Below are 16,829 nucleotides of genomic sequence, written 5' to 3'. Positions count from 1 at the left end.
ACTCCCTGAGGAACATATGCAGGACAATGTTGTCATTGTCGGCACGGGGCAGGCTGCGCTCTCGTGTGCCGTAAAGTTACGCGACTCCGGCTACGAGGGCGCCGTTACCATGCTTGGTGATGAGCCATGGCTGCCTTATCAAAGGCCACCGCTGTCCAAAGCCTACCTGAAGGGTGAGACAACAGCGGAGCGATTGGAATTTCGTCCTCAGGAGTTCTACGCTAAAGCCGGAATTATGGTCGAGAGGGGGAGGTCCGTTACTACCGTCGATCGCAAGGGCCGAAGCGTTAGGACATCTGACGGCAGAAGTTATTCTTATAGCAAGCTCGTTTTGACCACAGGCTCTCGGGCACGGACACTTCCGGGCTCGATGACGGACGGCCTGGACGGGATCCTGACCCTGAGGACCATCGCGGATGCCAATCGCCTTCGGAGCGCGTTAGCAAGCGCAAAACGCATCATCGTCGTTGGCGGCGGTTATGTGGGGCTGGAAGTTGCTTCGGTTGCTGCTCGAATGGGTAATGTGGTCACCATTGTCGAAATGACTGACCGGGTTCTCAAGCGCGTCGCGGGCGCTCCAACAGCTCAAGCGATCGAAGAACTCCATGTGCGCCACGGCGCGACCATCCTAACCAATGAGCAGCTGTCCGGATTTTCCGGCCACAGCGGTAAAGTTTCTGGGGTTTCTTTGCGAAGCGGCACCATGCTCGCTGCTGATCTAGTTCTGATCGCCATTGGTGGCATGGCGAATGTCGAGCTCGCCGCGCAAGGCGGCCTGATAATCGAGAATGGCATCGTCGTTGATAGATTCGGACAGACATCCGACCCCGACATCTATGCGGCTGGTGATTGTGCCGCTTTTCCTTTTGGCGACCGGCTAATCCGTCTCGAATCGGTACAAAATGCAATCGAGCAGGGCGTCGCGGTCGCCAATACCATTTTGGGAAGGCCAGTGGCATATGAGCCTGTCCCTTGGTTTTGGAGCGATCAATACGACACCAAGTTGCAAACGGCTGGTCTGGCGCTTGACTACGATGATATCCTCCCGGTGTCCGTGGAACCGGGCTCTTTGGCGTTTTGGTACTTTCGCGACGGCTTGGCCGTGGCCGTCGACACGATGAATGACGCAAAAACGCATATGGCCGCGCGCCGACTCTTCGGAGCTCGTGTCGAGCTCCAGCGTGAACTGTTTCTAAAACCTGACTTCAACCTCATGCAGTACGTTCGTACAGCCGCCGCGCCGTCTGGATGAATAAAGGAAAAATCGATGAAAGTGCTTGTGCCCGTGAAGCGGGTTGTGGATGCGAACGTCAAGGTTCGCGTCAAGGCTGATGGTTCGGCGGTTGAACTCGCCAATGTCAAGATGGCGATGAACCCGTTCGACGAGATCGCGGTGGAAGAGGCACTCCGGCTGAAGGAAGCCGGCAAGGCCGAAGAGATCATCGTCGTTTCGATCGGCCCGCAGCAGGCGCAGGAAACGCTCCGCACCGCGCTCGCCATGGGCGCCGACCGCGCCATCCTGGTCAAGACAGATGAACAGACCGAGCCGCTCGGCGTCGCCAAGGTGCTGAAGGGCGTGGTCGAGGCCGAGCAGCCCGGCCTCGTGATCCTCGGCAAGCAGGCGATCGATGATGACTCGAACCAGACCGGCCAGATGCTGGCCGCCCTGCTCGGCTGGGCACAGGGCACCTTCGCCTCCAAGGTCGTGCTCGACGGCGACAAGGCCAAGGTGACGCGCGAAGTCGATGGCGGCCTGCAGACGGTGGAACTGAAGATGCCGGCGATCATCACCGCCGATCTTCGCCTCAACCAGCCGCGCTACGCCTCGCTGCCCAACATCATGAAGGCCAAGAAGAAGCCGCTCGACGAAAAGAGCCCGGCCGATTACGGCGCCGACGTCAAGCCGCGCCTGAAGGTGCTCAAGACCGAGGAGCCCAGCGGCCGCAAGGCGGGTGTGAAGGTCAAGAGTGTCGCCGAACTGGTCGACAAGCTGAAGAACGAAGCCGGCGTCTTGTAAAGAAATCCGATGAGGCCGGCCTGCAAGCGGCCGGTTTCTCCGCTCACGTACAGGAGTACGCTCCGCTCCGGTTCTCGAAACCAACCGTTTTCGACTCAGCCTGACCGGATTTCAGGGTGCCTCGAAAACGAAAGTCAGGAATAACATCAATGGCTATTCTTTTGATTGCAGAACACGACCACGCAACTCTTTCCGACCAGACCGCCAAAGCGCTCTCGGCGGCGCTGCAGATCGGTTCGGACGTGCATGTTCTGGTTGCCGGCAAAGGCGCCAAAGGCGCTGCCGACGCCGCCGCCAAGCTCAAGGGCGTGAGCAAGGTGCTGCTGGCCGAGGCCGACGAACTGGCCGAGCGCCTCGCCGAACCGCTCGCCGTCCTCGTTGTCTCGCTGGCCGGCGCCTACGACACCATAATTGCGCCGGCGACCTCGTCGGGCAAGAACGTCGCGCCGCGCGTCGCGGCTCTGCTCGATGTCGCGCAGGTGTCGGAAATCATCGAAGTGATTTCGCCCGATACCTTCAAGCGGCCGATCTATGCCGGCAACGCCATCCAGACGGTGCAGTCTAGCGACGCCAAGAAGGTCATCACTGTGCGCACCGCTTCCTTCCAGTTGCCCTCCCAAGGCAATTCGGCTGTCGTCGAGAACATCTCGGCGGCAGCCGACCCCGGTGTATCGTCCTTTGTCGAGAATAAGCTTTCCGATACCGACCGTCCGGAGCTGACTTCGGCCAAGATCATCATTTCGGGCGGCCGCGCACTCGGTTCCTCGGAAAAGTTCCAGGAAGTCATCCTGCCGGTCGCCGACAAGCTCGGCGCCGCCGTCGGTGCATCGCGCGCCGCTGTCGATGCCGGCTATGCTCCGAACGACTGGCAGGTCGGCCAGACCGGCAAGGTCGTCGCCCCCGACCTCTACATCGCCGTCGGCATCTCCGGTGCCATCCAGCACCTTGCCGGCATGAAGGACTCGAAGGTCATCGTCGCCATCAACAAGGACGAGGAGGCGCCGATCTTCCAGGTTGCCGACTACGGCCTCGTCGGTGACCTGTTCGTCATCCTGCCGGAACTGCGGAAGGCGCTCTCAAGTGGCTGAAGCGAGAAAGATGCAACATGAACTTAATAAACAAACCACTTTCCATTGAGGGGAGGTCGGATGGCGTAAATTTAGATGTCGTCCCTTTCATGTCTTCGGCGGATGAAACGACGGAATTTTTGATAGTCCTTGTTCCGGGATTTTCACAACTGTGTATGTCGTCGTTCATCGATCCATTCCGGTACGCAAACAGATTGTGCGGGCGCGAGCGGTTTCGATGGAAGTTGATAAGCGACGACGGCAACCCTGTTAGGTGTGCGAGTGGCATCCGAGTGTGTGTGGATGCAAGTCTCAATGAGGAAGCCAAGCTTCTGAAATCGAAACGTTTACCCGATGGCATCGTGATTTGCACAGGGGAAGGAATCGAGCACTATCGATCAGCACCATTGGTGTCGCTTCTACGCCAGTGTGCGCGTCGCAATGTGAGGCTTTACGGACTTGGCACCGGCGCATGGGTCTTTGCTGCGGCCGGTCTGTTGTCAGGCACGCGCTGTACCATCCATTGGGACACGATGGCAGCGCTCTCGGAGACATTTGAAGGCCTCAAGCTGACGGACGCTCTTTTCGTTGAACAAAAAGGAATAGTCACTTGCGCCGGCGAATTTGCTGCCTTTGATCTTGCGATTAGCTCAGTAGAAGGCCGTTGTGGTGTCGATGTGGCGCGATCAGTCTGCCGTTTCCTCACAGCTGATCGATGGCGCGAGGGGGAAAACTGCCAATCTGCTCCCCTTGGGCTTCGCTTTAGCGGCGCGAGCGAAAAGCTAATTCACATCATTCGAATTATGGAAACTTCTGTAGATGACCCGTGGACCATTCGCGGTATTGGTCAACAGCAGGGCCTTTCTTGCCGGCAAATTCAGCGCCTCTTTCATCACCATCTCAAAACGACGCCGATGCGATACTATCTTTTGCTAAGATTGGCGCGGGCGCGCCAACTACTCGAGTTAACAGATATGTCCGTGCTGCAGGTGGCAATCGCTTGCGGTTTCGTCTCATCATCGCATTTTTCAAAATGTTTTCGTGATCATTTCGGTGAAGCACCCAGCAGTCTGCGACGCGCTTAAGTGGATCGTCGTCATTTCCGACCTCACCATCGGGACTTGTACAACGAGCACCTTGCCTTGGATCTTCCTCGCACACCAAGACACTTGGCCGTTGGAGATGCCGCTCATGCCCATCGCCTTGATATCGAGCGAGCGCTCCGTAGCTATGCGGGTCGGCTTGATGAAGCCAAAGTAGGAGTCATTCCGCAGCTTCGGGGTGCGCAGCTCGAGGCCACGCGTCTCAATAGCGATAGTCGTTTCGCGCGTCAGCTGAAAATGCACAACAGCGTTCGCCGACTGGGGTCACCAGAGGTGGTAGCGTCTTGCGCTGCTTGGACCGGGTCACCTTGATGACCTCTCTCGGCCAATCGGTGTTCTCTGATGGCGGGGCTAATTGCAAGCTCCTTCTCGACGTAATGTTCCGGCGCATCTGTGGTTCTCTTAGCGGTTAACACAAGGCCGCATGTTAGCGTCCAGGACGTGGGCGCCTCAATGTATTCGACGCAGTACTTTAGCAGGCTGCTGCAAAAGTCGCATTTGGCTTTGTTCTATGATTCACTTTCGTCTGACAACGGGAGTGATTTGCGATGCGGGGTCGTAGTGAAGGACCGGGAAGCCTTTTTAGCTATGTTCCGTTAGAGAAGCGCATTCCGTTGGATCATCCTCTGCGGGGGATCCGGCAGTTGTGCGATGAAGTGCTTGGTCGTCTGGATGGTCGCTTCGAGGCGCTCTATTCGGGCATGGGCCGGCCGTCGATCCCACCGGAGATGTTGCTGCGGGCGACACTGCTGCAAGCGTTCTTCTCGGTTCGTTCGGAACGGCAACTGATGGAGCAGATTGATTACAATCTGCTGTTCCGCTGGTTCGTTGGCCTGCCGCTTGACGCGCCGGCGTGGCATGCGACGGTTTTTACCCACAATCGCGACCGACTGCTTGAAGCCGATGTGGCGCGAGAGTTTTTGGGTGAACTGATGGGCCTCAAGCGGGTGAGCAAGCTTCTGTCGAGCGAGCATTTTTCGGTCGACGGCACGCTGATCGATGCCTGGGCTTCGATGAAGAGCTTCCGCCCGAAGGATGGTTCGGGCGATCCGCCATGGCCAAGGCGCAATGGCGAGCGCAACTTCCGCAAGGAGAAGCGCTCGAACCAGACACATGCCTCCACGACCGATCCCGACGCCCGGCTCTACCGCAAGGCGGACGGCCATCCGAGCCGCCTGTGCTTCATGGGCCATGTGCTGATGGAGAACCGCAACGGGCTGGCGGTCGATGCGACGTTGACGCACGCCACCGGCAAGGCCGAGCGGGAAGCCACGCTTGTCATGCTCGACCGGCGGCAAGGCAAACATCGCATCACGCTGGGCGCCGACTAGGCCTATGACATCATGGATTTCGTTGGCGACCTGCGCCAGCGCCAAGTCACTCCGCACATCGCCATACAAGGCACGGTCTCAAGCGCGGGCACGGTGCGCAAGACCGCTATCGACGGGCGCACCACGCGCCATGCCGGCTATGTGATCAGCCAGCGCATCCGCAAACGCATCGAGGAGATATTCGGCTGGGTGAAGAAGCCGGGCGGATTGGCCAAAACCAAATTGTGAGGGCAGCCAAGAGTGGAGGCCGTCTTCACCTTTTGCGGTCATCGCCTACAATCTGGTTCGCATCCCAAAGCTCCTGAAAGCGGCAGATCGCATAACCGTCAACAGAAAGGACCGCAACTCGCGCAGCAATCTCAGCTGCAACCCGCCGCGAAAATCGCGCAGACAACAGAAAAACTTCCGTCAAAATATCGAGATCAGCAACGATCAGACTTTTGCAGCAGCCTGCTAAAGGGCTACCTCACCATCTACGAGGTCACCGACGCCGTCGTCCCCACAGGGACATCACGCGCCGCTGGGCGGCGAGTGGTAACATTGGGGTTGGCTGCTGATCAAGCGATCGCCTCCTTATTCGACTAGCGGAATTCGCCGCCGTCGAGCCAGGCGCGTACCCCACGCTTTCAGTGCTGACCATCTGGCGACCCTCGACAATAGCGCGCCAGCGGCCTCAAAGAGGCAGATGCGTGTGAGGGCATAATCGCATTTCGACACCGATCCGTCATGATCAAACTTCTCCGGACTGATATCTTCTCGGCGTGAGCCCGAAGTAAGCGCCAACACTAGAGCGTGTTTCACTTAGATTGAAGCATATCCGGCGTTGACGAGGTAGTTGGCGCACTCGGCGGGCTGAAAGCTTTCGAGGCCGTTCCGATACGCCGCCATGTGGCCTCGACGGTCCGTTCAGCGGCTTTTCGCATGAGGTGCTTGAGCTTGGCGAAGACCTGCTCGATCGGGTTGAGGTCTGGGCTGTAGGGTGGCAGGTAGAAGAGCTTGGCTCCTGCCGCGCGAATGGCGCGACGGATGGCTTGCCCCTCTGAGATGGGGTGGACGCCCCTGACGGCATCGCTGTGCCAAAGTGGTGCCGTTGATCATCATTTGAACGGAGGCGTCCTTGTCGGAAGTTGGCATGATCGGGTTGGATCTAGCGAAGAACGTGTTCCAGGTGCACGGTGGAGATGCGTCGGCTATCCTGTTTAGAAAGAAGCTTCGCCGCGATCAGATGCTTAAATTCTTTGATGCGCAGCCGGCTTGCACGGCCATGGAGGCCTGCGGCAGCAGCCATTACTGTGGCGCGGGAGATCACGAAGCTGGGACATAACGTCCGGCTGATCGCTCCGGGCTACGTCAAGCCTTTCGTGAAGAGGCAGAAGAACGATGCCGGCGATGCGGAGGCAATCTGCGAAGCTGCGCAATGGCCGCCGATGCGTTTGTGGCAGCCAAGCGTGAGGAACAACAGGCTGCGGCGATGGGGTTTCGCGCTCGCGATCTTCTGGTGCGCCAGCGGACCCAGACCATCAATGCGATTCGTGGCCATCTTGCCGAATTCGGGCTGGTGGCCGCTCAGGGCCTTTTCCATGTGGTCCAGCTTGTAACGGCGATCGAGGATCATGGCACCGCCATCCCAGAGGCCCCCCGATCCTGGGTCTGTTCGTGGAACAGTTGCGCTCGCTGGATGAGAGGGTGGCCGTGCTCGACCGCGAGATCGCCCGGCGCGCCAGTGGATCAAGCCTGCCTTGTTACTTCCTCCATTGCGCCCGGCGCCGCACAATCGCCGGCCTGTCCTGCTCGCTGGCGAACTGCGTTTTTTTTGAAGCTGAACCCGGCCTCCTTCAGCACCCGCCACACCGATACCGAGGCTGCCACGGTGCCGCGCTCGGCAAGCTCCGCCGACAGCGCGCGCACGCTCACATGCGACTGTGAGGCTACCCGCTCGAGCAGCCACGCGCGATGTGCTTCCAAATCCCGGCCGGATTTGCGCCCCATGCGCAACGCCGACGCGCTCCCGCTCGATCGCTGGCGTTGCGATCACTTCACAACACTCGCCACGCTCACCCCGAACAGTGCAGCCGTTTCCCGGCATCTCCGGCCTGCGGCAACCGCCGCCGCAACGCGCTCACGGAGATCGTTTGAATTTGGTCTTGGCATCCGATGCTGGCCTCCGCGCAGGCAGCATCTTGAAACACAAATCACCGCGTCGTGAATCCCAACCGATTCAAATCAACGGCAACACGCTCTAGATGAGCGCAGAGCACCAATTCCCGGCACCGTCGTCAACCGCCGACACGGATTTGGCAAACTTGAGAATGCGCCGTCCCAGAGCTCTAAGTGGTTGTCATTCATTTTCTCCACATGGTCGAGGTCAGATGCCAGCAGTTTAGCTGGGAGCTGGATGCACCGCGATCACCCCATCGCAGCTTCGGACTCAAGGTTGGTATTGTCGGAGCTGGCAAATTCGCGGATCGGATCCGGGACCTTCCGGCGACGTTCCGGAATTTGCGCGACATCATTGAGGCGTTGCTCGCCGCGCGACTGAAGCTGACCAACAACTCTGTGGAGTCCAGTCATGCCTCTTGTAGCCGGTCGACCTGCGGCGCCTGCCGCTATCCGCGCCGCGTGGCGCGATCTCCTTTCTGTGGAACTCAGTGAATCGGCCTGCTTGACACTTCGCTGTCGCCAGGCAGTGAGGAGAAGATGTCGAAATATGCGGTATGCGCCGCGATATCACAGGACTGCTGGCACGCTTTGCCCAACTGGCAAGGAACAGGGGCGCACCGGCCGCACTTTGCGCTTGTGGTCATTCAGGAAGCGGGTTTCGACGGCTCGTGGATCCATCGATCCTGGAGGCCGATGGGATCGAAAGCCATGTCGTGGACGCCGACGCAATTGGCCGCGCCAGCGGCGTCGTGCCAAGACCGATAAGGCGTCATGTGAGCCGGGGATCAAATTAGGCTGCGGTGTTCCACCTGCACCGGGGCATCAAAAGTGTTTCCTGCACCCTTATGGGCAAGGCGGCCTAAACTAGCGGGGTGGCTGGCGTACAGAACGGGAGTGTTTCGCCCAAGGTGAGTGTCCGCGGTTTCATGTGCAACGTCAGCCTGGGCCGCCCGAGAAAAACGAACATATGATGCGTTTCTTGTTGACTAGCGAACGATCGTACCGCATCCTGCGTTAATGAGCCCGGCGAAGCAAACACGATAGAGCCAATACGACGAATGCGTTCCCGGTAGAATCGAATTGCTCACGCAAGGGGAGGAACAGATGAATGATATCGTACGCGGGCGCGACCAGCCGTCTTTTTGTTAACGCGGCCTTGCAAGACGGTCGCTGCCGACATGCCAATGTGGCAAGTCATCTGGGGCTCTGAGGGCAAGCTGCTCGTCCTGCGCGCCTACGAGAACAATCCCAACTTGGATCCAGGCTTTTACTAGGTCCAATCGACGACAACGTTATGAACTGCATCCGTTCTGAGCTAGCGAATTACAAGCTGGGCTCTGAACGGCATTGGGGTCGGAGGTGGCTGAACATGATGCAGTGCCAGTCCCAGATCGACGCCCGCGCAAGCAGGTACGTCGCTCGTCAACTCCCAAGGCCGCATTGTCGGCACCCCTCGAGGCGAGACAAAGCACTCGACGGCCCAATGCAGATCATTTGCGCAGCGGCAAACGCCCTCTGTCTAGTCTTGGAAGAAAAACCCATGAGCAGATTTCAGTGCTGGCTGGGCTCACCAGGTTTAACAATTTTACATACAACTTGCAAAGGAGCAGCGCATGACATCGTCTGCGATCGCAAATCCCGACCTTGCCACCCTGTCTGACAACAAGCCGCGTTGGAACCTGCCCGACTACCGGCGCAGTAGTTTCCACAACCTCCACACCACGGCGCGCTACGCCATGTCGCTGCGTGCCCCACGCATCTTGCCGCTCAGGAAAGAGATTGACTGGACCATTGGTGACCGACCCGAGGTCGTACGATTCCTCGCCATGGCGCATTTCTCGGCCTTCGTCGTGGTTCGCGGCGAGCGCATCCTTTACGAGACCTATGCGCCGGATTTCGGACCCGACAGGCCGCATAGCATCCAATCGATAACGAAAACAACACTTAACCTGATGCTCGGCCGTTGCGTCGCTGAGGGTATCGTGGATATCGACCGTCGGGTGAGGGACTACCTGCCCGAGATCGGCACAGGCTATGCAGATGCTACTGTGCGCGATGTCGCCGACATGAACGTTGCTAATGACTACTCCGAGGATCTCGAAAATCTTAGCGACACCTACGCGACGTGGTTTGTCATGGAGCGCGACATAGGATGGCGCCTGCCCCCGGGGGACGAGAAGGAGGGGACAACTCGCTCCTTCCTGTGCCGGATAGCTAGCGACGATCTCGTGAACCGCTCCGGTCATATACTCTACAAGTCGACCAACAGCGACGTCATCGGCTGGATCGTCGAGCGCGCCAGCGGCCGGCCGCTACGCGACTGGCTGATCGAGATAGTCGAGGCGGCGGGCCTCGAGGGATGCTTCCATATCACCTGCGACCGCGAGGGTGTGCCGCTCGTCGACGGCGGCGCTTGCCTCTCCGCCCGCGACCTTGCGCGTTACGGCCTGCTCTTCGCGCGCAAAGGCGAGGGTGTCGACGGCCGCTGCGTGGGCGATGCCGCTTTCATCGACGATACGCGCAAAAATCCTGGTCCACCCCTCCTGAAGCCACGCGACTGGACGCACTACAGCCGCCAGACGAATACCGACGGTACGTGGCTCGGCCATGGAGGCTACGGCGGCCAATACTTGCTCGTGAACCCCGACACCGGCACCGTTGTGGTTTACTTCAGTGTGCTAGAGCACAGTAGCGCGATGGACGGCGACTTCACTGGCCCTCTGGTGAAGATGATGGCCGAGCTAGCAGCGCGATGAGAGCTGGTCGGGAACCCGCTTCGGCAGGGTTATTGCCGGACCGCGCATGCAAACCAGGCCGGGCCCTGTTTTGGCCGCCGCCGGCAATTTTCGGCAATTAAGTAATTTATCGACCAAGTGCGGAGCTGTCGCTGCGCGTAAAACAGAAAGGGAGGAATAGACATGAATAATATCGTAGCCAATGTGAGCCGCCGGGCTTTCCTCAAAATGGGCACCGCTCTCGGCGGGGGCATCTTCGCAGCCGGTATGCCATTGTCGCAGGCCATATGGGCAGCCGAGGGCAAGGTCCTCAAGGCTCGCGGCACTCTGGACCTCGGCACGCTCGATCCCGGCTTCTACATTGGTAGCAACGAAATCGACGTTATGAGCTGCATATATTCGAAGCTCACGCACTTCAAGGCGGGCTCCGAATGGGCCTGGGAATTGGAGGCGGCGGAAAACCTGGAACAGGTCGATCCCACGCATATCCGCTTCCATCTTAAGAAGGGCATCAAATTTACTGGCAGCCATGGCGAGATGACCGCCAAGGACGTCAAATTCTCCTTCGAGCGCGTGATCAAGCACAATTCGTTGGTAAAGCCCGATTGGGGGCCACTTGATCATGTCGACATCGAGGATGACTATACAGGCGTGATCGTATTCAAGACGCCATTCGTGCCGGTCTGGAACGTCGCATTTCCCTATGGGGTCGGCCATATCGTCTCGGAGGATGCGGTGATGAAGGCAACCGCTGATGGGGGTAATTTCGGCATGAAGCCGCCGGCTTTTTCCGGGCCATATGTGCTCGGCGAATTTAAGAAAGACCAGCATGTGATCTTGACACGCAATTCGGACTGGGCGGGCCCGAAGCCGGGCTTCGACGAAATCCGCATCGTTCCGATCAACGACGACAAGACGGCGGAACGCGCTTATCAGGCGGGCGACATCGATTTCACTCGTATCAGTCTAGATTCGCTTGCGACGTTCAAGAACAATCCGCCCGCCGAGACCAAAGTCGAGGGACATCCCTCGCTCTATTACCATTGGATCGGTATGAATATGGATCATCCGAAGCTGAAGGACATCAATGTCCGCAAGGCAATCCAGTGGGCGATCAACATACCGCAGATTCTGGATGCGGCGTTTGCGGGACAGGCGGAGGTTGCGACAGGCACCATTCCTCCAGGTATTGTGGGGCATCGCGAGAAAGCGCTCGTCCCGCCAGAGGGCGATCTCGCGAAGGCCAAGGCGTTCTTGGACAAGGCCGGTGTGAGCGACCTCACCGTGACCATCGATTGTCTGAACGAGAGCCGGTCTTCGACCATAGCCCAGACTGTGCAGGCGCAATTGTCTCAGATCGGCATTACAGTCGAGATCAATGTCCAGGATCAAGGCTCGTTCTGGACGCTCGGCATGGAATCGGAGGGCGACCGCTGGAAGGAGCTGCAGCTTAGCGTAATGTACTTCACTAGTTTGCCTGATCCGCATTACGCGACTTCCTGGTTCTTGAAAGATCAAGTGGGCGTGTGGAACTGGCAGCGCTTTAGAAGTGATCGTTACGACGAGCTCAGCGCTAGAGGGGCCACCATCACCGACGTGAACGAGCGGGCGAAGGTCTATGAAGAGATGGAGGATCTCTTGGAGGCATCCGGTGCTTTCCGTTTCCTGACCTATGGAGGCAATCCAGTCATGTACCGCAGCACGCATATGCAGACTGCAATTCGTCCGGACGGTTATCCGCTGTTCCTCGGTTTCAAGCCGGTTTAGCCTGGACGGACGCGAATATGTGGCACTACCTCCTGAGACGGATCGTCCTCGCGGTCGCAATCATTGCGGTCGCGGTGACGCTTCTGTTCCTAATGATCAGAGCAGTGCCCGGCGATCCTGCCGCGGTTCTGCTCGGACCAAGGGCGACTCCCGAAATGAAGGTGCTGCTGCATCAGCAGATGGGACTCGACAAACCGCTTGTCGTGCAAATCGTCACGTTCATTGGCGGGTTGCTCCATGGCAATCTCGGCTTCGACGTATTTAGCCAGATGCCTGTTGCGGACATTGTGTTCGAGCAGATGCCCTATACGATCGAACTCATTTTGATCTCGATGCTATGGGCGGTTGCGATTGCTGTGCCACTCGGCTGTTACTCGGCCATACGGCGCAACTCCGCGCTCGATCAATTAGTTGGCGTAGTGGCTGTGGCGACGATCGCCATTCCTTCCTTCGTTGTGGCGGTCTACGCGCTGCTGATTTTTGCCGTAACCCTGCGCTGGTTGCCAGCGATCGGAGCCGGCAATGGATTCTGGGATGGACTTATCCATCTCATCCTTCCAGCATTCGCCATAGGGATTGGCTGGGTCGGCTACATCTCCCGATTGGTGCGCGCATCCATGCTCGAGATTCTAGGTGAAAACCACATACGCATGGCTCGCTCCTTCGGGATCTCGGAATGGCGCATCGTTGCGCGCTACGCGCTGCCGCTCGCGATCCTGCCGACCGTGACCATACTCGGCGTTGGCGTAGCGTGGCTGCTTTCGTCTGCTGTCTTTATCGAAGTGGTCTTTGCGAGACCTGGCATCGGCGCGTTGATAGTGAACGCGGTCAATACGCGCAACTATCCGATTGTGATGGGCGTCGTGCTCGTCACCACATTCCTTATCGTTGCCGCTACGACGCTCTCGGATCTGGTCAATGCGTTCCTCGATCCGCGAACCCGGGAAAAGCTCTGACATGCCAAGTCTGGAACTCATGCGTCCGGAAGCAAAGAATGCCAAGGGTACCGGCAGCTTTTTGTGGCAATTGCGCAAGAACCGCTTGGGCGTGCTTGGAGCCGTGCTCGTCGTGCTCGTGTTTGCGAGCGCGATCTTCGCTCCGCTGATTCTCACGCACGATCCGACCCGGATCATGGTCGGGCCGCGGCTAGCCGCACCTTCACTGGATTTTCTGCTGGGCACGGACCAACTGGGCCGCGACACGTTTTCTCGCACCATCATGGGCGGGCGCATCCCGCTCGTCGTTGCTTTCGCCTCGCTCGGCAGTTCACTGGCAGTTGGCCTGGTCCTTGGTTTAATCGCGGGCTTCGGACCGCGTTGGCTCGACAATTTGCTCCTGCTTTTCTTCGATACGATCAGGTCGTTTCCAAGTATCATTTTTGCGCTAGCCATGATCGCGCTACTGGGACCAAGCCTGGCGAGTGTCATCCTCGTCATCGCAATAACGTCCATGCCCATCTACGCGCGTGTCGTGCGCACCCAGACAGAGGCGCTGCGCAGCAGTGAGTACATCGCCGCAGAGCGTAGTATGGGTGCCGGCATGACGCGTATCCTGGCCGTGCACATACTGCCTAATGTCTTAGGGCCGCTTCTCATTCTGGTGAGCATGGACGTCCCGGCCGTGATTGCGGTTGAGGCAGGCCTCAGCTTTCTCGGCATGGGCGTGCGCCCGCCAACGCCTGATTGGGGAGCGATCCTCAATGATGGCTATAGCTACATCAATCAGACGCCCTGGCTCGTCATCTCCGGCGGCATTCCCATTGTCCTGGCAACGCTTGGCTTCACGTTCTTGGGCGAGGCGCTCCGCGACATATTCGATCCAAAATTGCGGAAAGACTCATGAGACGCGAGGATCTGACAGTGCAAACGACTGCCCCGCCGCTTCTTGAGATCCGTGACCTAAATCTTGATTTCGGCACACCGCGTGGGCGCGTCCATGCCCTGCGCAATGTGTCGCTCGCTGTGCCAGCTGGACAGGTGGTTGGCATGGTCGGGGAAAGCGGATCCGGAAAATCGACGCTCGCCTATACAGTGATGGGTCTCCTTCCAGAAAACGCGGATGTCACAGCCGGCAGCATCCTGTTCGAAGGGAGAGACTTGCTCAAAATGCCCACTCAGGGGCGTCGGAACCTGTTCGGCGATCGTTTATCCATGATCTTTCAGGACCCAATGACCGCACTCAATCCCGTGCGGACTATTGAGAGCCAGATGATCGATATCCAGCACCACGAACAAGGAAGCCGCCGCGAAAAGCGCGCTCGTGCCGTCGACATGCTTCACCGCGTCGGTCTTCCCGATCCGAAAAATCGGCTAGGTGCCTATCCGCATCAGTTCTCCGGTGGCATGCGCCAGCGCGTTTGTATCGCCATGGCACTGCTTGTGAAACCCGCGCTTCTCGTCGCCGACGAGCCAACCACTGCGCTCGATGCAACACTGGAAGTCCAGATCATTCATTTGCTCAAGGATCTGCAAAAAGAAATTGGTTGCTCGATTCTCTTCGTCTCCCACCACCTCGGAGCGGTGGCTGAGTTGTGCGACCGGGTCGCCGTCATGTATGCGGGCGAAGTGGTGGAGGAGGGCGCCGTTCGAGACATCTTCCACAATCCTGCTCACCCCTACACGCGCGCGCTGCTTGAGTGCGACCCGGGGCGGATCAGACAGAGCACGCGCGCTTTGCCAACCATCCCCGGTGAGGTGCCCAGTCTCCTTGGCAGAAACGTAGGATGCATCTTTCGCACACGTTGCCAACATGCACACAACCGCTGTGTGCAAGAGAGCCCGGTCGAGTACCGCATTGGCATGGGCCAAGTCGCCCGATGCCATCTCCTCGACAAAGAGCGGCTGGTTTCGGCATGAGCGCGCTGCTTCGGGTTGAGAACCTGCGTGTCCGATTCCGCACCATGGGTCCGCTGAAGGCGTTCGCGACGGGGACGAAAGCCCCGTTTGTTGACGCGGTATGTGGTGTGTCCTTTGAAATCCGCGAGGGCGAGACATTCGCCCTTGTCGGGGAAAGCGGCTCGGGCAAATCCACCATCGCCCGCACGATAATTGGCCTCCAGCGGGCTGTGAGCGGCAACATCAGCTTCGACGGACACGACATCGAGGAGCTCAACGGGGCTGAACGCAAGCCCTACTTGCGACGCATGGCAATGATGTTCCAGGATCCGATCGGCTCACTCTCGCCGAGGCTGACTGTCCGATCGCTCCTGACGGAGCCCTTTCGGATCCACGGACTGAAGGATCGCGACGCCGGAGGCGAAGCGGAGCGCCTGCTTCGGATGGTCGGCTTGCCGGCGGATTTTGCTCGCCGCTATCCCCATCAGCTTTCCGGAGGTCAGGCCAGGCGCGTGGGTATCGCGCGTGCTCTTGCGCTGAATCCGGACTTGATCATTGCCGATGAGCCAACCGCAGGGCTCGACGTCTCAGTGCAGGGCGAGGTGCTCAATGTTCTCGCGCGGCTTCAGGACGAACTCGGCATGGCGATCCTGATTATCACGCACAATCTTAACGTTGTGCGCCACATGACCGATCGCATGGCGATCATGTATCTCGGCCGCTTTATTGAGGTCGGCTCTACCGAACGTGTCTTTGAGCACCCGCGTCATCCCTACACCGAGGCGCTGCTTGCGGCCAATCTGGAGCCTGACCCGGATGCCGTACACAACAGGATCGAGCTCAAGGGTGAGGTGCCGAGCTTGCTGAGGCGGCCGTCCGGCTGCGAGTTTCACACGCGCTGTCGCTATGCGCAGAACGTCTGTAGCAGGGTGATTCCTGAGCCAGTAGATAGCCGCGAGGACGCGAAGCACAGTTTTAAATGTCACTTTCCGCTGCAGCGCGAAATCGGGCTGGGGTGCCAGCAGCGACCGCCCTTGTCAGTTGAGCCAAACTAACGGTCTCGTTGGCCCCAAACACACAGCACGAAGGATAGCTGATGACAAATGGCGAACACGGCAAGAGTTCAAACGGTCGGCTCACTCCGGGATTCCGTTCAATTCTTGTTCCCCTCTCGCGCATCCCTCGCAGCTCCGCTACGGCCAAGTGAGGTCGGCCACGACGCTATGCGCTTGTATACCACCTAAGTAAGGCAGCCACTCGCCCGTGCTTTAACAATGTGACAAAACGCTTGAAGGAGCCACTACGTGACTATAGCATCAGTCCCCAACCTGGACCTTGCCGTAGCTGACGACAACAAGCCTCGCTGGAACCCCCCTGACTTCCGCCGCCACGGCTTCCACAATTGTCACAGGATCGTACGCTGGAGCCTCTCCTCCCGAGCCCCCTCATTCCTGCCCTTGGTGAAGGACGTCGACTGGAGAATTGGCGAGCGGCTTGAGGTCGCACGGTTCCTCGCCATGCCACACTTCTCCGCCTTCATCGTGGTGCGGGGCGATCGTAGCCTTTACGACGCCTTTGCCCCCAACTTCGGGCCGAAGACGCAGCATCCAATGATGTCTGCTACCAAGACGACGCTCAACCTGATGCTCGGCCGCTGCGTCTCCGAGGGCGTCTCCGACCTTGACCGACGGGTAAGAGACTATCTGCCAGAGATCGGCACGGGCTATTCGGATGCTACCGTCGCGACGTTGCCGACATGAACGTCGTCTTTCGCCAGGTCATCATCGGGCATTCGTCCGCCAGATGACGCCGTCT

The 16,829-nt window shown here is 58.8% G+C and carries 13 protein-coding genes and 5 pseudogenes; 14 read left to right on the top strand and 4 right to left on the bottom strand.

All coding sequences use genetic code 11. From position 1 onward, the window contains the following. Nucleotides 1-16: 16 nt before the first annotated feature. From NKI32_RS26540 to NKI32_RS26520, 5 genes and pseudogenes are all read left to right on the top strand, one after another. On the top strand, nucleotides 17-1,252 hold the full coding sequence (locus NKI32_RS26540; RefSeq protein WP_353004348.1) for an NAD(P)/FAD-dependent oxidoreductase: 1,236 nt from the start codon (nucleotides 17-19) through the stop codon (nucleotides 1,250-1,252). A gap of 15 nt (nucleotides 1,253-1,267) precedes the next feature. Then, on the top strand, nucleotides 1,268-2,017 hold the full coding sequence (locus NKI32_RS26535; RefSeq protein WP_353004346.1) for an electron transfer flavoprotein subunit beta/FixA family protein: 750 nt from the start codon (nucleotides 1,268-1,270) through the stop codon (nucleotides 2,015-2,017). A 149-nt stretch (nucleotides 2,018-2,166) separates the two neighbouring features. Further along, nucleotides 2,167-3,105, top strand: a complete 939-nt coding sequence (locus NKI32_RS26530) for an electron transfer flavoprotein subunit alpha/FixB family protein (protein ID WP_353004345.1) — start codon at nucleotides 2,167-2,169, stop codon at nucleotides 3,103-3,105. 17 nt (nucleotides 3,106-3,122) lie between these two features. Then, nucleotides 3,123-4,169: a GlxA family transcriptional regulator gene (locus tag NKI32_RS26525; protein ID WP_353004343.1), complete on the top strand. Its 1,047-nt coding sequence runs from the start codon at nucleotides 3,123-3,125 to the stop codon at nucleotides 4,167-4,169. A 566-nt stretch (nucleotides 4,170-4,735) separates the two neighbouring features. Then, nucleotides 4,736-5,828, top strand: a pseudogene (locus NKI32_RS26520) (IS5 family transposase); the annotation flags it as partial. Between the two features lie 287 nt (nucleotides 5,829-6,115). Here the strand turns inward: NKI32_RS26520 and NKI32_RS26515 are convergent. Next, nucleotides 6,116-6,305: pseudogene (locus NKI32_RS26515) on the bottom strand (transposase); the annotation flags it as partial. Between the two features lie 14 nt (nucleotides 6,306-6,319). Next, a pseudogene (locus NKI32_RS26510) lies at nucleotides 6,320-6,558 on the bottom strand (transposase); the annotation flags it as partial. Nucleotides 6,559-6,635: 77 nt separating this feature from the next. Here NKI32_RS26510 and NKI32_RS26505 point away from each other — a divergent pair. Continuing rightward, nucleotides 6,636-7,145: pseudogene (locus NKI32_RS26505) on the top strand (IS110 family RNA-guided transposase); the annotation flags it as partial. Nucleotides 7,146-7,246: 101 nt separating this feature from the next. On the opposite strand, the gene NKI32_RS26500 reads toward NKI32_RS26505, so the two are convergent. Both NKI32_RS26500 and NKI32_RS26495 read right to left on the bottom strand, forming a co-directional pair. Continuing rightward, the gene (locus NKI32_RS26500; protein WP_353004435.1) at nucleotides 7,247-7,507 is read right to left on the bottom strand and encodes a hypothetical protein; all 261 of its coding nucleotides are present in this window, start codon (nucleotides 7,505-7,507) and stop codon (nucleotides 7,247-7,249) included. Nucleotides 7,508-7,924: 417 nt separating this feature from the next. After that, nucleotides 7,925-8,089, bottom strand: a complete 165-nt coding sequence (locus NKI32_RS26495) for a hypothetical protein (protein ID WP_353004342.1) — start codon at nucleotides 8,087-8,089, stop codon at nucleotides 7,925-7,927. Between NKI32_RS26495 and NKI32_RS31635 the strand changes: the two are divergent. The 8 genes and pseudogenes from NKI32_RS31635 to NKI32_RS26460 all read left to right on the top strand — a co-directional run. Then, nucleotides 8,088-8,456 (top strand): annotated as a pseudogene (locus NKI32_RS31635) (IS110 family transposase); the annotation flags it as partial. The gene NKI32_RS26495 and the pseudogene NKI32_RS31635 overlap by 2 nt on opposite strands. Before the next feature lie 835 nt (nucleotides 8,457-9,291). Beyond that, nucleotides 9,292-10,434, top strand: coding sequence for a serine hydrolase domain-containing protein (locus NKI32_RS26490; protein WP_353004340.1), 1,143 nt, complete (start codon nucleotides 9,292-9,294; stop codon nucleotides 10,432-10,434). Between the two features lie 162 nt (nucleotides 10,435-10,596). After that, nucleotides 10,597-12,180 (top strand): ABC transporter substrate-binding protein, encoded by a 1,584-nt coding sequence (locus tag NKI32_RS26485; protein ID WP_353004338.1) that lies wholly within the window; start codon nucleotides 10,597-10,599, stop codon nucleotides 12,178-12,180. 17 nt (nucleotides 12,181-12,197) lie between these two features. Then, the gene (locus tag NKI32_RS26480) at nucleotides 12,198-13,136 is read left to right on the top strand and encodes an ABC transporter permease (RefSeq protein WP_353004337.1); all 939 of its coding nucleotides are present in this window, start codon (nucleotides 12,198-12,200) and stop codon (nucleotides 13,134-13,136) included. Then, nucleotides 13,099-14,022 (top strand): ABC transporter permease, encoded by a 924-nt coding sequence (locus tag NKI32_RS26475; RefSeq protein ID WP_353004335.1) that lies wholly within the window; start codon nucleotides 13,099-13,101, stop codon nucleotides 14,020-14,022. Before NKI32_RS26480 ends, NKI32_RS26475 begins: the two co-directional genes overlap by 38 nt. After that, nucleotides 14,019-15,035, top strand: a complete 1,017-nt coding sequence (locus NKI32_RS26470) for an ABC transporter ATP-binding protein (RefSeq protein ID WP_353004334.1) — start codon at nucleotides 14,019-14,021, stop codon at nucleotides 15,033-15,035. The genes NKI32_RS26475 and NKI32_RS26470 overlap by 4 nt, the downstream gene beginning before the upstream one ends. Further along, nucleotides 15,032-16,069: an ABC transporter ATP-binding protein gene (locus tag NKI32_RS26465; RefSeq protein ID WP_353004332.1), complete on the top strand. Its 1,038-nt coding sequence runs from the start codon at nucleotides 15,032-15,034 to the stop codon at nucleotides 16,067-16,069. The genes NKI32_RS26470 and NKI32_RS26465 overlap by 4 nt, the downstream gene beginning before the upstream one ends. A gap of 249 nt (nucleotides 16,070-16,318) precedes the next feature. Next, entirely contained in the window at nucleotides 16,319-16,774 is a 456-nt protein-coding gene (locus NKI32_RS26460) for a serine hydrolase (RefSeq protein WP_353004330.1), read from the top strand. Nucleotides 16,775-16,829 lie beyond the last annotated feature (55 nt).

It is taken from the genome of Mesorhizobium sp. M0761 (genome assembly GCF_040320205.1).
GTDB lineage: Bacteria > Pseudomonadota > Alphaproteobacteria > Rhizobiales > Rhizobiaceae > Mesorhizobium.
This window is presented reverse-complemented; position numbering and strand designations above follow the sequence as displayed.

What these genes read in the sequence shown, in the direction of transcription:
- NKI32_RS26540 (WP_353004348.1), top strand. Translation starts at nt 17, where the DNA reads ATGCAGGACAATGTTGTCATTGTCGGCACGGGGCAGGCTGCGCTCTCG.
- NKI32_RS26535 (WP_353004346.1), top strand. Translation starts at nt 1,268, where the DNA reads ATGAAAGTGCTTGTGCCCGTGAAGCGGGTTGTGGATGCGAACGTCAAG.
- NKI32_RS26530 (WP_353004345.1), top strand. Translation starts at nt 2,167, where the DNA reads ATGGCTATTCTTTTGATTGCAGAACACGACCACGCAACTCTTTCCGAC.
- NKI32_RS26525 (WP_353004343.1), top strand. Translation starts at nt 3,123, where the DNA reads ATGAACTTAATAAACAAACCACTTTCCATTGAGGGGAGGTCGGATGGC.
- NKI32_RS26500 (WP_353004435.1), bottom strand. Translation starts at nt 7,507, where the DNA reads ATGGGGCGCAAATCCGGCCGGGATTTGGAAGCACATCGCGCGTGGCTG.
- NKI32_RS26495 (WP_353004342.1), bottom strand. Translation starts at nt 8,089, where the DNA reads ATGACTGGACTCCACAGAGTTGTTGGTCAGCTTCAGTCGCGCGGCGAG.
- NKI32_RS26490 (WP_353004340.1), top strand. Translation starts at nt 9,292, where the DNA reads ATGACATCGTCTGCGATCGCAAATCCCGACCTTGCCACCCTGTCTGAC.
- NKI32_RS26485 (WP_353004338.1), top strand. Translation starts at nt 10,597, where the DNA reads ATGAATAATATCGTAGCCAATGTGAGCCGCCGGGCTTTCCTCAAAATG.
- NKI32_RS26480 (WP_353004337.1), top strand. Translation starts at nt 12,198, where the DNA reads ATGTGGCACTACCTCCTGAGACGGATCGTCCTCGCGGTCGCAATCATT.
- NKI32_RS26475 (WP_353004335.1), top strand. Translation starts at nt 13,099, where the DNA reads ATGCGTTCCTCGATCCGCGAACCCGGGAAAAGCTCTGACATGCCAAGT.
- NKI32_RS26470 (WP_353004334.1), top strand. Translation starts at nt 14,019, where the DNA reads ATGAGACGCGAGGATCTGACAGTGCAAACGACTGCCCCGCCGCTTCTT.
- NKI32_RS26465 (WP_353004332.1), top strand. Translation starts at nt 15,032, where the DNA reads ATGAGCGCGCTGCTTCGGGTTGAGAACCTGCGTGTCCGATTCCGCACC.